Annotated in this window: 19 protein-coding genes and 1 tRNA gene; 9 read left to right on the forward strand and 11 right to left on the reverse strand. The window is 64.2% G+C overall.

The genetic code is table 11. The annotated features are described in order from the left end of the window. Window positions 1-33 precede the first annotated feature (33 nt). The 6 genes from ACYX4P_RS09470 (at window position 34) to rplL (ending at window position 4,242) form a co-directional block, all read left to right on the forward strand. Window positions 34-450, forward strand: coding sequence for a winged helix-turn-helix transcriptional regulator (locus ACYX4P_RS09470; RefSeq protein WP_248115923.1), 417 nt, complete (start codon window positions 34-36; stop codon window positions 448-450). Between the two features lie 81 nt (window positions 451-531). Beyond that, entirely contained in the window at window positions 532-1,611 is a 1,080-nt protein-coding gene (locus ACYX4P_RS09475) for an AI-2E family transporter (protein ID WP_248115925.1), read from the forward strand. A 139-nt stretch (window positions 1,612-1,750) separates the two neighbouring features. Next, window positions 1,751-2,203, forward strand: a complete 453-nt coding sequence (locus tag ACYX4P_RS09480) for an NUDIX hydrolase (protein ID WP_248115928.1) — start codon at window positions 1,751-1,753, stop codon at window positions 2,201-2,203. A gap of 69 nt (window positions 2,204-2,272) precedes the next feature. After that, complete coding sequence (locus tag ACYX4P_RS09485; protein WP_248115930.1) at window positions 2,273-2,848, forward strand: DUF2059 domain-containing protein; 576 nt, start codon at window positions 2,273-2,275, stop codon at window positions 2,846-2,848. A 432-nt stretch (window positions 2,849-3,280) separates the two neighbouring features. Further along, a complete protein-coding gene (rplJ, locus tag ACYX4P_RS09490) occupies window positions 3,281-3,796 on the forward strand; it encodes a 50S ribosomal protein L10 (protein WP_248115932.1) in 516 nt (171 codons plus the stop codon). Window positions 3,797-3,858: 62 nt separating this feature from the next. Then, on the forward strand, window positions 3,859-4,242 hold the full coding sequence (gene rplL / locus ACYX4P_RS09495) for a 50S ribosomal protein L7/L12 (RefSeq protein WP_055754823.1): 384 nt from the start codon (window positions 3,859-3,861) through the stop codon (window positions 4,240-4,242). 147 nt (window positions 4,243-4,389) lie between these two features. Here rplL and ACYX4P_RS09500 read toward each other — a convergent pair whose 3' ends face one another. Beyond that, window positions 4,390-4,575: a hypothetical protein gene (locus ACYX4P_RS09500; RefSeq protein WP_476069354.1), complete on the reverse strand. Its 186-nt coding sequence runs from the start codon at window positions 4,573-4,575 to the stop codon at window positions 4,390-4,392. Window positions 4,576-5,167: 592 nt separating this feature from the next. On the opposite strand from ACYX4P_RS09500, the gene ACYX4P_RS09505 reads away from it, so the two are divergent. Beyond that, on the forward strand, window positions 5,168-5,728 hold the full coding sequence (locus ACYX4P_RS09505) for a DUF6680 family protein (RefSeq protein WP_248115934.1): 561 nt from the start codon (window positions 5,168-5,170) through the stop codon (window positions 5,726-5,728). Between the two features lie 61 nt (window positions 5,729-5,789). On the opposite strand, the gene ACYX4P_RS09510 is transcribed toward ACYX4P_RS09505, so the two are convergent. The 7 genes from ACYX4P_RS09510 to ACYX4P_RS09540 all read right to left on the reverse strand — a co-directional run bounded on the left by ACYX4P_RS09510 (window position 5,790) and on the right by ACYX4P_RS09540 (window position 10,115). Next, window positions 5,790-5,879: transfer RNA gene (locus tag ACYX4P_RS09510), tRNA-Ser, on the reverse strand. Between the two features lie 87 nt (window positions 5,880-5,966). Then, window positions 5,967-6,899, reverse strand: a complete 933-nt coding sequence (locus ACYX4P_RS09515) for an NUDIX hydrolase (RefSeq protein ID WP_248115937.1) — start codon at window positions 6,897-6,899, stop codon at window positions 5,967-5,969. 4 nt (window positions 6,900-6,903) lie between these two features. Then, window positions 6,904-7,545, reverse strand: a complete 642-nt coding sequence (locus ACYX4P_RS09520) for a YfbR-like 5'-deoxynucleotidase (RefSeq protein WP_374322189.1) — start codon at window positions 7,543-7,545, stop codon at window positions 6,904-6,906. Window positions 7,546-7,661: 116 nt separating this feature from the next. Further along, on the reverse strand, window positions 7,662-8,465 hold the full coding sequence (locus ACYX4P_RS09525; RefSeq protein ID WP_248115939.1) for a methyltransferase type 11: 804 nt from the start codon (window positions 8,463-8,465) through the stop codon (window positions 7,662-7,664). A gap of 72 nt (window positions 8,466-8,537) precedes the next feature. After that, complete coding sequence (locus ACYX4P_RS09530; RefSeq protein ID WP_476069357.1) at window positions 8,538-9,398, reverse strand: AAA family ATPase; 861 nt, start codon at window positions 9,396-9,398, stop codon at window positions 8,538-8,540. Between the two features lie 62 nt (window positions 9,399-9,460). Then, on the reverse strand, window positions 9,461-9,655 hold the full coding sequence (locus ACYX4P_RS09535; RefSeq protein ID WP_248115943.1) for a hypothetical protein: 195 nt from the start codon (window positions 9,653-9,655) through the stop codon (window positions 9,461-9,463). Window positions 9,656-9,671: 16 nt separating this feature from the next. After that, window positions 9,672-10,115 carry a hypothetical protein gene (locus ACYX4P_RS09540; protein ID WP_248115945.1) on the reverse strand — a complete coding sequence of 148 codons (444 nt, stop codon included), beginning with the start codon at window positions 10,113-10,115 and terminating at the stop codon, window positions 9,672-9,674. A 145-nt stretch (window positions 10,116-10,260) separates the two neighbouring features. Here ACYX4P_RS09540 and flbT point away from each other — a divergent pair, with 145 nt between their 5' ends. Next, window positions 10,261-10,683 (forward strand): flagellar biosynthesis repressor FlbT, encoded by a 423-nt coding sequence (flbT, locus tag ACYX4P_RS09545; protein WP_248115947.1) that lies wholly within the window; start codon window positions 10,261-10,263, stop codon window positions 10,681-10,683. Beyond that, window positions 10,643-11,005, forward strand: coding sequence for a flagellar biosynthesis regulator FlaF (gene flaF / locus ACYX4P_RS09550; protein ID WP_248115949.1), 363 nt, complete (start codon window positions 10,643-10,645; stop codon window positions 11,003-11,005). Before flbT ends, flaF begins: the two co-directional genes overlap by 41 nt. 251 nt (window positions 11,006-11,256) lie before the next feature. Here the strand turns inward: flaF and ACYX4P_RS09555 are convergent, their stop codons facing one another. From ACYX4P_RS09555 to ACYX4P_RS09565, 3 genes are all read right to left on the reverse strand, one after another. Beyond that, entirely contained in the window at window positions 11,257-11,895 is a 639-nt protein-coding gene (locus ACYX4P_RS09555) for an exopolysaccharide biosynthesis protein (protein ID WP_248115951.1), read from the reverse strand. 101 nt (window positions 11,896-11,996) lie between these two features. Beyond that, window positions 11,997-12,185, reverse strand: a complete 189-nt coding sequence (locus ACYX4P_RS09560; RefSeq protein WP_248115954.1) for a DUF3008 family protein — start codon at window positions 12,183-12,185, stop codon at window positions 11,997-11,999. Window positions 12,186-12,214: 29 nt separating this feature from the next. Continuing rightward, window positions 12,215-13,384: an isovaleryl-CoA dehydrogenase gene (locus ACYX4P_RS09565; RefSeq protein ID WP_248115957.1), complete on the reverse strand. Its 1,170-nt coding sequence runs from the start codon at window positions 13,382-13,384 to the stop codon at window positions 12,215-12,217. Window positions 13,385-13,395: the final 11 nt, after the last annotated feature.

Genomic DNA, 13,395 nt, shown 5'->3' on the forward strand with positions numbered 1-13,395 from the left:
CAATGGATACCAGGTGCGGTATGGAGCTCGACCATGCAAGACGGCACCTTTTCCTCACCTGGTCACCTGGATGAAACCTGGATGCGCGGGGACGTGTTCGCCGCCGATTGCCCGACCCGGCAACTGCTGGACCGTATCGCGGACAAGTGGAGCACCCTGGTCCTGATCGTGCTGGGGCAGGGGCCCATCCGGTTCAACGCGCTTAAGCAGCGGGTGGACGGGGTGTCGCAGAAGATGCTGAGCCAGACGCTGAAGTCGCTCGAGCGGGACGGGCTGGTGTCACGGTCGGTCGTCGCTTCCGTGCCGGTGTCTGTGACCTATGCGGTGACGCCGCTGGGAATGACGCTGATGGCCGCCATGCAGTCGATGATCGACTGGGCCGAGACCCGGATGCCCGAGGTGGCGGCGGCCCAGGCCGACTATGACCGGAGACCCACAGAGACCCACTGAGCGGCCTCTGCGCTTTTTTATCGCCGCGGGCGAACGGCCACGCTCCGCCTGCGTTCCTGTCGCGACCATAAAGGGGGCGACATGTTTGGTTTCGGAAAATCCAGGAGCGGTGCGGCGTCGGGCGATCATGATCCGTGGAAGGGGCGTCTGGCGTTCGCGGCCATCGTCCTGGTCTCGGCCTATTTCTCCGTGCAACTGGTCGTCTCGCTGAAGACCCTGTGGCTATTGATCTTTGGCGCCATTGTCGTGGCGGTGATCCTGCGGGCGCTGGCCGATCCGCTGGTGCGGTTTCTGAAACTCCCCGATCCGCTGGCGGTCTTCCTGTCCATGCTGATCGTCATCGGCGTGCTGGCGGGCGTCCTGACGCTGTTCGGCGCGCAGATTTCCGAGCAGGTGACCACGCTGGCGGCCATCATCCCGGTTGGCTGGGCGCAGGTGCAGACCTGGATCGAGGCCCAGCCCTATGCCGCCCAGGTATTCGAGCAGCTTCAGAATCTGGGTAGCCGGGCAGGCGAGGCGCTGCAGTTCGCGCAGAAGTTCGCCATCGGCATGGCGGGCGGCTTAACGACCATGGTGCTGGTTCTGGTGGCGGGCGTCTTCCTGGCCATTGAGCCGGCCAAGTCGCGCGAGGGGCTGTTGTCGGTCTTTCCGCTGGACCGCCGCCAACGGCTGCGCCAGGTGTTGAACAGTTGCGGCAAGGCGCTGAAGGGCTGGCTGAAGGCGCAAGTGTTCTCGATGGTGCTGGTCGGCACCCTGACCGGGATCGGTCTGGCCATCATCGGCGTGCCGTCGGCCCTGGGTCTGGGGCTGCTGACGGGCCTGGCGCAGTTCGTGCCCATCGTCGGGCCGATCGTCTCGACCATTCCCTCTGTGCTGGTGGGGGCGACCCAAGGCTGGCACACGGCGGTTCTGGCCGTGGTGGTTCACATCGTCATCTCGCAGTTGGAGAGCAACTTCATCACGCCGTTGGTGCAGAAGAATGTGGCCAATCTGCCGGTCGTGCTGGGAATTTTCGCCGTGGTCGGGATCGGAACCCTGTTTGGTCCGCTAGGGGTGCTGTTCGCCACTCCGCTGGCCCTGGTGCTGCATACCATCGTGACCATGCTGTATCGCCAGGACGTGCTGGGCGACCCCGACGCCAGGGCGCCGGGGGAGAAATAATCCGGTCGTCCGTGCGCTGACAACTTGACGCAGCCGGTGCGATCCCGTTTCGAGAGCGCGCCGAACGGCCGCCGTCGTCGAGGAGCAAGGACGTGACCCCAAAAGACCGATCCAATCCGCGCGGCGGCAAGGCCTGATCTTGGCGCGCTCCGGCTCCAAACGCACGGCTCGGTCCGAGACTCGTCAGGTGGCGGCCTTGCCCTGGCGGCTGGAGAACGGCCAGCGGCGCATTCTGATGATCACCTCGCGCGAGACCCGACGTTGGGTCATACCCAAGGGCGGGCGGATGGTCGGCAAAACCGATCCCGAGGCCGCCGCACAGGAGGCGATGGAGGAGGCGGGGGTCAAGGGCGACATCGACAGCCAGTCCATCGGCGTCTTCCGCTACGCAAAGGGGACGAAGGACGGCGGGGTGCGCCAATGCGTGGTGTCGGTCTATCCGCTGGAGGTGCTGATCCAGATGGGCGCCTGGCCCGAGGCGCACCAGCGTGAACGCCGCTGGATGAGCCTGAACGAGGCCGCGAGCCTGGTTCAGGAGCCAGACCTGGCCACGCTGATCCGCGACTTCGACGCCACGCCCGTGGACGATTAGACAACCGCCGGTCGATTTTCGCTGGTCAGCCCGGCTGCGCGCCCGCGATAAGACGGGCGGGAGGCTGTCATGACTATTCGAACACATCTCGCGCTGGGGCTGGCGCTCGGCCTGGCCGCGACCGCAGCGATCACCGGGGCGCAAGCGCAGGCTCAGGCGCGATCGCAGAATGAGACCGTCGTCGTCACGCGCGTCGAGCCGGCGCCATACGATGCGGCCGTGGCGCGTCGCAGCGAGCTGGCGCGCGAACTGATCGGCCTGTCGGTCGGTCCGAACTTCGCCAAGGAGTTCGAGCGCGCCATCATGGAGCAGATGGGCAAGGTCGATGGCAAGGACAGCGAAGAGGGCGCCTGGGTGCGGGCCAACATGCCGACGATGGCGTCGCGCATGATCGTGCGGATCATGGATGACATGGCGCCCACCTACGCCACAATCTACACCGAAGAGGAACTGAGGGCCCAGATCGACTTCTATCGCAGCGCCGCCGGTCGCGCCGTCGCCGCCAAGACCGTGGCCCTGAGCGTCGCCCTGCAGGACGTCAAGGCCAGTGTGGGCGAGGCCTTTCTGGCGGAGTTCGAAAGCAAATACTGCGCCCGGTTCGACTGCGGCGAAGACACGGCGACGGCGGCCAAGTCCAGGCGCTGATCGTCCGGTTCCGGGTGATGGTGGAAGACGCCCCTGTCGCTCGACGCCCGCCGCCCGAAACGCCAGACGCACAAACTCGGCGCAGGGCTGGATGATCGCCCGTACATGGCCATCGCGATCCGCGCCTTGATTTCCTGTCGGCGCCGCTGTAAGAGCGCCGCTTCCCGTCGGAGGTTCATCTTCTGACGGTCCTGTCCGAGAACTTCGGGGCGTGGGGGTCACCCAGGCCGTAACTGTCAGAGAGCCCTCTGACGCCGTGGGGAGATGGGGACGCGACCTTGCCGATGTCAGCCCGCAATCCGGGCCGGACGCCGTCAGACGCATCCTTCGGACAATACGACCGGCCCGAACGTTTCGCAGCGATGCGGCGCGCTTTGGCCAATCCGTCGTCGGGAATAAGCCTGGCGGCGAATACCAAGACTGGAGACCGCAATGGATCGCGCTCAAAAAGCCGAGTCTATCGAAACGCTGAAGGGCGTGTTCGCCGAGGCCGGCAGCGTGGTCGTGACCCACAACCTGGGTCTGACCGTTGCGGAAATGGAAGACCTGCGTGGTCGCCTTCGCAAAGAAGGCGGCGCGTTCAAGGTGGTCAAGAACCGCCTGGCGCTGAAGGCGCTCGAAGCCGAAGAAGGCAGCGACTACCACGGCCTGTTCAAGGGCCCGGTGGGCATCGCCTACTCCGAGAACCCCGGTACGGCCGCCAAGGTCGCTACCGAGTTCGCCAAGGCCAATGATCGCTTCAAGATCATCGGCGGCTTCATGGGCGAAACCGTCGTTGACGTTAAGGGCGTGGAAGTTCTTTCCAAGCTCCCGACGCTCGACGAGGTTCGCGGTCAACTCATCGGCCTGCTCAACGCGCCTGCGACCCGTATCGCCGGCGTGCTGCAAGCACCCGCCGGTCAGCTGGCCCGCGTGTTCAACGCCTACGCCACCAAGGAAGCCGCGTAAGCGGCCCCGCCTTTCATCTCTGCATCACTCTCTAAACCTCATCCTCCGAAGGAAAACTGACAATGGCCGACCTCGCCAAGATCGTCGAAGACCTGTCCGCGCTTACCGTTCTGGAAGCCGCTGAACTCTCCAAGCTGCTGGAAGAAAAGTGGGGCGTCAGCGCCGCTGCTCCGGTCGCCATGGCTGCCCCGGCCGCCGGCGGCGGCGCTCCGGCTGAAGCCGCCGAAGAGCAAACCGAATTCACCGTCGTCCTGGTCGACGGCGGCGACAAGAAGATCAACGTGATCAAGGAAGTCCGCGGCGTCCGTTCGGACCTGGGTCTGAAGGAAGCCAAGGACCTGGTCGAAGGCGCTCCGCAGAACGTCGTCGAGAACGTCTCCAAGCAAGCCGCCGACGAAGTCGCCAAGAAGCTGACGGAAGCCGGCGCCAAGGTCCAGATCAAGTAATCTGGATCTCAGCTCTGCTGATATCGGAAAGGCCCGGCGGGAAACCGCCGGGCCTTTTTGTTTGACCTGCTGCGCGCAGCGCTGCTTGAGGCCGATTGGGGGACTAGACGGCTGCCGGTGAAGCGAGGCGTCGCGCCTTGCGTCATCTCAGCCTTGCGGTCGGGGGATGATGGTGGAATCGATCATCTTCGTGCTGGCGCGACCTTCGCCGTTCACGTTCGACGCCTGCAGCATCACATCACAGAGCTCCGTCTGCGTCCAAAGCCTGAACTGGCGATAAACTGAATTCCAGGTGCCGAAGTGGCTATGCAGGTTTCGCCAGGCAGTCCCCATCCGAGCGATCCAGAACACTTCATTGAGCCCTCGCCGATGATCCCGTGCCCGGCCGCTCGCTGGGATATGGTCTCATAGAGGCCGCCCAGCCGCTCCAGGCCGATCGCTAGGCGTCTGCGGTGGCTTGGGTGCGTAAGGTGCTCGGAACGGCTCTTAGGCCGCTCCAATGGCCCGTCAGGGCTACAGCGTGTGTCATAGGTCTGCTCTTCAGGTTCAGGCTTTCTAAGGCCATCACCAAGGGACCGCTTGGTATCGGGAGGGTATAAACCTGCTGAAGAGACAGGCCTGACGATTCTCCCTCGAGGGTATTGTATGGCGCCAGCCTCCCGAAATAGGATGTCGGTCGGTCAGAGGCGCCAGCCTCTACCGTTGCGAGAGCTGCCAAGCTCCGCATTCCGTCGGCTTTCCGCGCCTACGGATCGCGACCTATCTTCAGTCCGGGTTTCTACGCCCATGGTCAGGATGACATAAGAAAGCCCGTCACCGTAAGGGGACGGGCTTTGTCGTATCTGACTCGCATTTCGTGTCTCGGTCGCGCATCTTCGCTTCAGGGGTGCACCCATGAGCTCGATGAACCATCACCGGCACAGTTATGGTCGCCACCGCCTTCTCGGCGCATTGCAAAGGCGAATACACGATGACACCCCAAGAACTGGCTGTGGTCGCGGCCGGCCTCTCATTCCTTGCGGCCGCAGCGAGCGCAACAGCAGCATGGCGCGTTCCATATGCGGTCGCTCGATTTGCTGAAGAGAGGCGGAAGGAAAGCGATGCGCGGTCACGCAAGATGGCGGTGCTCGAAACACTCATTCAATATCGCGCCACGATCGCATATGCGCAGTCGGTCGCCGCTCTGAACTCTATTCCGACGGTATTCTCCGCGAGCCCTAAAGTGCGTGAGGCGTTCACGCGCTTCATGGCCGCGGCTAATGCAAAGCCGTTCAATCAAGGCACTCTTGTGGAGCGGCACCTTTTGATCATCTCAGCCATGATTCAGGATTTAGGGTTGGATGCGCAGATATCAGCTACGGACGTCGACTCGTTCTATTATCCCGAGCTTCTGGGCCGAGCACACGAAGTCGAACAGATGGATGTGATCGTCAGATCACGATCCTACGAGCCATCCGCGAATAATGATCCGCGCTCGATAGGGTGATTTTCCCATTGATGGGTAGCCCCCGGTGCGGGGCTAGTTCGTCAAATTAATCAATAGGAAATGGCGGAGAGGGTGGGATTCGAACCCACGGTACCCTTCCAGGCACGCCGCATTTCGAGTGCGGTACATTCGACCACTCTGCCACCTCTCCGCGGCGCCGATATCGCTTGGTCGAGCGAGGGGCTTCTCTAATCGGAGCCGCTGCGGTTCGCAAGCGGTCTGTGAAAGAAATCCGACGCTATCTTTGCGCCGGCAGGGACAGGCCGGGCGCGGCGCCGGTCTGGTCGTCCACGCCCTTGAATCGAAACAGTTCGGCGGGGCGGCCGCCCGTCGCGGAGGACATCTGTCCGGTCGGTTCGACCAGGCCCGTGCGTTCGACCCCGCGGCGGAAGTTCTGCTTGTGCAGGCCAAGGCCCGATACGGCTTCGGCCCCGGCCTGCAACTGCGACAGGGTGAACAGACCGGGGGTCAGGTCGAACAGGACGGGCCGGTATTTCAGCTTGCTGCGCAGGCGGCCGAGCGCGGTGGCCAGGATGCGGCGGTGGTCGGACGCCATGGGGCGACCGGGCAGGGACGTAGGCGCGGGCTGGCCCGCGTCGCGCCACGCCTCCGACACCAGGCGCGCCTCGTAGAGCAGTTCGTAGCGTTCCAGCACCCGCTCCTCGTTCCAGCGGTGATCGGGCGTCAGGGCGAACAGGCTGCGTGCGCGGGTCAGGCGCGCTTCGTCGCCGTCGGCCCAGGCGATCAAGCGTTCGCCAAGATCGGGCCGCGCCGGGAGGCGGCGATCCTCCCAAGGAAAATGGTCGAAAACGGCGTCCCAGCGCGCATCGTGAGTCTGGCCTTCGGCGGCGTCGGGCGTCAGGGCCAAATAGCCGACCGAGACCTCGCGATGGCGGCCCGGTCCCGGTGTGGCGCGCGGCGAGGCGCGGCCGGCGTCGCCGAAGGTGTAGAGTTGCTCGACGAAGCCCAGGCGAAACCCGGTCTGGGCGGTCACGAAATCGCGCAGGGCTCTCTCGAACGTGCGATCGCGGGCGGGGTCGAAGGGCCCGAAGGGCAGGGCGCGGGCGCCGTCCTCGGCCGGGGTGGTCAGGACGACGGCCTGCCGGGCCTGGAGCGTCATGACGACCGCCGACAGACCGATGCGAACGCCGTCCTCCGCCCCTTGGGTCATGGTCTTATTCCGTGTGCCAGGCGTCATCGGCGGCGATCAGGCCGACCGCTCCGGCCAGGACGCGATAACGCTCCAGATAGCGCGCTTGGGCGACAGGGGCGGGCTGCGGCTCGATCACCAGGCTGTAGCCGGCGGGCGGGCTGCCGAAGAAGCCCAGGGATTCCTTTTCGGTGAAACCGGCCAACTGCGTTGCTTCGAAGAAGGCGCAGGCCTTGTCGGCCTTCTTGATCAGGGTCTTGATGGTCTGCGGCGTCTTGGGCGGCAGGCCGTAGCGCAGGTGGATTGCGGCCTCCAGCTTGGCCTCGAAATCCTTGTAGCCCGAGCCCAGCGCGGCTTTGAAGGGCGAGATCATGTCGCCGATCACATATTCGGAGGCGTCGTGCAGCAGGGCGGCGAGGCGCCATTTCGGGTCCAGGCCTGGCTTGATGTGCGCCGCGATCTCCTCGACCACCACGCTGTGCTGAGCGACCGAAAAGGCGTGTTCGCCGATGGTTTGGCCATTCCAGCGTGCGACACGAGCCAGGCCGTGGGCGATGTCCTCGATCTCGATATCGAAGGGCGAGGGGTCGAGCAGGTCCAGGCGGCGGCCCGACAGCATGCGTTGCCAGGCCCGGGGGGCGTTCTTCTTGGGGGGGCGCTCGGCCAAGGGACGTGTCCTGATCGCTTACGGGACGGTCAGGTGGCGCAAAGACGCGCCGGGATCAAGCGTCGCCCATCGATCCGGCCAACTATCCCGCACCGTGATGCGGTTTTCGGGCGGCCTCAGCGGCCGACGTTCAGCGCGACCAGATCGCGAGCGTCGTCGAACACCCCGCCGTCGCGACGGTCCTTGGAACGGACCACGGCGATGACGATGGGGCCGCCGGCGGGGCCGCGCGCCTCGAACCCGACGCGGCGCCAGCCGGCGGCTGCGGGCTGGTCGTCGGACAGGATGTAGGTCATGCGCGTCGCTGCACCCGGCGCGCGCGTTCGTACGCGCGTCGACTTTTCGTTGGAGTCCACGCTGACCGTCGAGGTTTCGGTGCGGGTGTTCTGATCGTCCTTGGACCGAATGTTGATGCCGCCGATGCGGACGCTGGCGTTGTCGCCCTGGGTTTCGATCCGCAGGCCGGGCAGGCGCACCGAGGCGTCCTCGCCCCGGGTCTGGATGTTGACGCCCGGCGCCTGAACCGAAGCGGTCTCTTCGCCGTTCGCGGCGGCGGCCGGCGCCGCCTCTGCGGCAGGCGAGGGGGCCAGTCGGGCGGAAGTCGTCGGCAGTTCGGCGCTGACGCGGTCTTCGAAGTCGCGCAGGACGTCATCGACCGGGCGGCCGTCCAGTCGGACCAGATGCAGGACGACATCCGACCCCTTTGGACCGCCATAGACGCAGTTGGCGCCGCCCGCCGCCGCCAAACCCTTTCGGGTCAGGACGCCCAGATTGTCCGGGCATTGCAGGGTGTCGATCACCTTCAGAACGCCGGTCTTTTGATCGTCGCTGGACTGGGTGGTGGTGATCTGCACCGAGTTCTCGCCGTCGCAGGCGGCCAAGCTGGTCGCGAGGGCAAGACAAATCAGGACATGACGCATGGTCGAACCTCTCTTGGTCCCTATTCTGCGCGCTGTGGTTCGTCGTTCCAGTGAAATCGCGGTAAGGCGGGGTTAACCGCCGGGACGCGCGCCTTCACGTCGGTTCAGGAAGGCCAGCCGTTCGAACAGATGCACGTCCTGCTCGTTCTTCAGAAGCGCGCCGTGAAGCGGCGGGATCAGACGATTGGGTGTCTTTTCGCGCAGGGTTTCGGCGTCGATGTCTTCGACCAGCAGCAGTTTCAGCCAGTCCAGCAATTCGGATGTGGACGGCTTCTTCTTCAGCCCCGGCGTGTCGCGGATTTCGTAGAAGGTCTTCAGCGCCTCTGACACCAGGCGCGGCTTGATGCCGGGGAAGTGGACCTCGACGATGGCCGACAACGTGTCGGCGTCGGGGAACCGGATGAAGTGGAAGAAGCAGCGACGCAGGAAAGCGTCCGGCAGTTCCTTTTCATTGTTCGATGTGATGATGACTATGGGCCGAACCTCGGCGCGGATCGTCTCGTCGGTTTCCTGGACGTAGAATTCCATCCGGTCCAGTTCCTGAAGCAGGTCGTTCGGGAACTCGATGTCGGCCTTGTCGATTTCGTCGATCAGCAGGACGGGCCGCACGGGGGCGGTGAAGGCCTCCCAGAGCTTTCCCTTCTTCAGATAGTTGCGGACATCATGGACGCGCTCTTCGCTCAGCTGGCTGTCGCGAAGGCGGCTGACGGCGTCGTATTCATATAGGCCGTTGTGGGCCTTGGTCGTGGACTTGACGTGCCAGGTGATCAGCGGGGCGTCGAAGGCCTTGGCGATCTCATAGGCCAGAACCGTCTTGCCCGTGCCCGGCTCGCCCTTGATCAGCAGCGGACGCTCCAGCGCCACGGCGGCATTGACCGCCACCTTCAGGTCGTCGGTTGCGATATAGCGGTCGGTGCCTTCGAAACGGCTCATGAAATAACCCACTCCGTGTTTCCACGAAGTGGGTAGCGTATCGCCATCGACGTGAACAGCGATCAGGTGATGCGTTTGGCCGAAACCGGGTCGCTGGCGGGGAAGGTCTCTTCCAGACCCTCGTCGACCAGGGCTTCCTGGCGGCTCTCGGACTGGTCGATCTTGTCGAGTTGATCGGGCTTCTCGACCTGGCCTTCCGTACGCTTGGCGTGGGGCGCGTCGGAGTGGGCGTCGTTGCGGGCTTTTTCGTGATCCATGGCTTGATCCTCTCTGTTATCGCGCGGCGCTGTCCTGATCGCCGTCCGGGCCGTAGCCCAGGTCGGAGATATCGTCGTCGGACAGACGTTTGGCTTCCCAATGGGCGGCGCTGGCCTGGGCGCCGCGTTCATTCTCCATCAAGCCGGAATAGACCAGTTCGACCTCGTCGGGGGCGGACGCAGGGTCCCCGTCGGCGTCCAGCTGGCTGCGGTTCTCGCCATCCACGCCGAGCAGGGCGTCGGCCTCGCGTTCGATCCCATCCAAAGCGAGCTGGTCGTCCAGATCGATCTCGGCGTCGGGGTCGAATTCCTCTTCGTCGGCGTCACCTTCGGCCTGGGTGACATCCAGAACCTGATCGGCCTCGTCGAGCAGGAAATCGCCGTCGCCCTCGTCGTCCAGGTGGGTTTCGTCGAAGGTCTCCGACTGTTCCTGATCGTCCTGATAATCGTTGTCCGGCATGGTCGCCTCCTCTGTCACAGGCAAACGCCGTGTCGGCGATAGGTGTTCCCGTCGCGCTGTCGCACAAGAGATGGTTAACCGATGAGGGGGTAGGGTTGAGCCTATCAAGCCTGTCCTTGGGGACGCTGCCTGGAGTCGGTCCTCAATGGCCCTGAAGCTGTCGCTGAAACCCGGCGAGAAATTCGTTTTGAACGGGGCCGTGGTTCAGAACGGCGACCGTCGCGGCGTGCTGATCCTGCAGAACCGCGCCAGCGTGCTGCGGGAAAAGGACATCATGCAGGCCGAGGACGTCGTCACGCCCGCACGCCGCATCTATTTCCCGATCATGATGATGTATCTGGATGAGAGCGGGGCCGCCAAATTCTACGACGAACTGGCGCTTCGGATCACAGAATTCATGGGCGCGACGCAGAACCCCGACATATTGGCGGAGTGTGTGTCGGCCTCGCGTCACGTGCTGGCGCGCGAATACTATAAGGCCCTGATGTCGGCGCGTAAGATTGTCGAGTATGAAGAGAGAGTGCTGAATGTCGCTTCAGGCCTACACAGCGGCGACAGCGAGGGCTGAGAGCCCGCGCGACCTGGAGTACCGTTTGTTCGGTCAGGTCACGCGCGCGCTGGTTCACGCCTCCACGCTGGATCCCTCGGACATCGCCGGCCGAATCGACGCCCTGGATTGGAATCGGCGGCTGTGGTCGGCCTTGGCCGGCGACTGCAGCGACTCCGGCAATGCGTTGGCCAATCCCGTCCGGGCCCAGATCATTTCGCTTAGCCTGTTCGTCAATCGTCACTCTTCTGCGGTGATGCGGGGCGAGGAGACGTTCCAGGAACTGATCGACATCAATCGCATGATCATGCAGGGCCTGGCCGGCGCCGCGCAGGCGGCCTGAAGGCGACTTCACGAAAACGCGAAGCCTATTGGCGCAAGGCGCTGAGACGGCTTACGTTCAACCTCCCTGTTCAACAGTCGAAAGGAGGTGATCCAGTGTCTCATTGTCATCAATCGCGAGCGACGGCCGCGACCCTGGGCCTCGGGAAGGCCCTGGTCTGATCCTTTCAGACTGACGTTGCGGCCTGATCCTCTGCGATCAGGCAATGAAGGGCTGTCGGAGCGATCCGGCGGCCCTTTTGCTTTGTCCGGTCAGTGAAAGATCTGGGCCATCCAGCTTGCCGCATGGTGGGTGACCTCGATCACCGTGCGCCAAATCAGGAACAGGTAAAGGCCGCAGGCGCCGGACGCGGCGGCGCCCAGCAGGATGGCCACGCCGTCCCGCTGCATCATGCCCAGGGCGAAGAAGACCAAGGCGATGCCGGGCAGGGCGTCGCCGAACGGTATGGGCAGGGCCATAATCAGCGCCAGAACGACGCAGACCAGGCCCGTTACGGTGTCGGCGATTTCGCCCGTCAGGAAAGGAATGCGCGGCCGTGTCAGGTTTTCGACATAGCGCACCACCTTCATTATGCGCGACACGCCGGCGCGATAGGCCGGACGGCTGATTGAGGCGTTCAGCGCCCAACGGGGCAGCCAGATGGCGTCGCGCTGAAACGCCAGCTCCAGAGACATCAGGATGATCGGCACGGCGAACACCGCCTTGCCGCCTGGCGGCCAAGGCAGCAGGGCCAGCATCGACAGAATCAGGATCATGGCGCCGAAGCCGCGTTCGCCGAAAGCCGCGACCAGTTCCTCCAGCTTCAGCTTGGGATCGGGACTCTCCCCAATTTCCTCCAGAACGTCGGAAAAACGCCGCAGGTCGTCGTTTTCAGGCGGTGGGGCGGGCATCAGGAAAGGCGCTCGGCTGAAAGGTTCGAGCCATCTAGGCGCGCAACGGTTTCACCGCCACTTACAGAAGGGCGACGCGGTCGAATAATCACGAAATGCGACTATTTTTCCGCCACGTGGTCTGGCTTTCCCTTGCGCTTGGTATGCGCCAGGTCCTCCAACTGACCCTCGGTCATGCTGTCGACCATGGACTTGGACGCGCCCTGCAGCTTGGATTTGGGCGTGTCGCCGCGTTTGGCCGATAAGGCGGCGCCGGCGGCCTTTTGCTGGGCTGCGGATTTTGCGGGCATCGGATGTCTCCTCTGGCGGAGACAAGCCGTCAGCCGCCCAGCAGTTCCCGCCCGATCAGGAAGCGACGAATTTCATTGGTGCCCGCGCCGATGTCGTAGAGCTTGGCGTCGCGAACCAGGCGTTCGACCGGCCATTCCTTGGTGTAGCCGGCGCCGCCCAGTGCTTGAACGGCCTCTAGCGACACCTTCACCGCGTTCTCCGACGCCAGCAGGATCGCGCCCGCCGCGTCATAGCGTGTGGTCAGCCCGGCGTCGCAGGCGCGAGCGACCGAGTAGACATAGGCCCGCGCGCTGTTCAGGGCGACATACATGTCGGCCACCTTGCCCTGCATCAGTTGGAAGGAGCCGATCGGCTTGCCGAACTGCTTGCGGTCGCGGACGTAGGGCAAAACGACATCCAGCGCCGCCTGCATGATGCCCAAGGGGCCGGCGGACAGAACAGCGCGCTCGTAGTCCAGGCCGCTCATCAGCACACCCGCGCCGCCGCCGAGCGGGCCCATGATGTTCTCTTCCGGCACTTCGCAGTCCTCGAAAACCAGTTCGGCGGTGTCCGAGCCCCGCATCCCCATCTTGTCCAGTTTCTTGGAGACGCTGAAGCCCTTCATGCCCTTTTCGATAAGGAAAGCGGTGCAACCCTTTGATCCGGCCTCGGGATCGGTCTTGGCATAGACGACCAGGGTGTCGGCGTGGGGCGCGTTGGTGATCCAGAACTTGGTTCCGTTCAGAACATAGCGGTCGCCCCTGCGATCCGCGCGGGTCCTCATGGACATGACGTCCGAACCCGACCCGGCCTCGGACATGGCCAGGGAGCCGACGTGTTCGCCGCTGATCAGTTTGGGCAGGTATTTCTGCTTCTGTTCAGGCGTTCCCCAGCGGCGGATTTGGTTGACGCACAGGTTGGAGTGGGCGCCGTAGCTCAGGCCGATCGAGGCGGAGGCGCGGCTGACCTCCTCCATCGCCACCACGTGTTCCAGATAGCCCAGGCCCAGGCCGCCGAACTCTTCCTCGACGGTGATGCCGTGCAGGCCCAGGTCGCCCATCTCGGGCCACAGCTCGCGCTTGAATTCGTTCTTCTCGTCGATCTCGGCCGCCAGAGGGGCCAGACGATCGGCGGCCCAGCGGGCCGTGGTATCGCGAATGGCGTCGGCGTTTTCGCCAAGGCCGAATTCCATGGATTGGGGCGCGAAGGGAATGCTCATGCGCAACGGGG

It is taken from the genome of Brevundimonas sp. ABV4_179 (assembly GCF_056311945.1).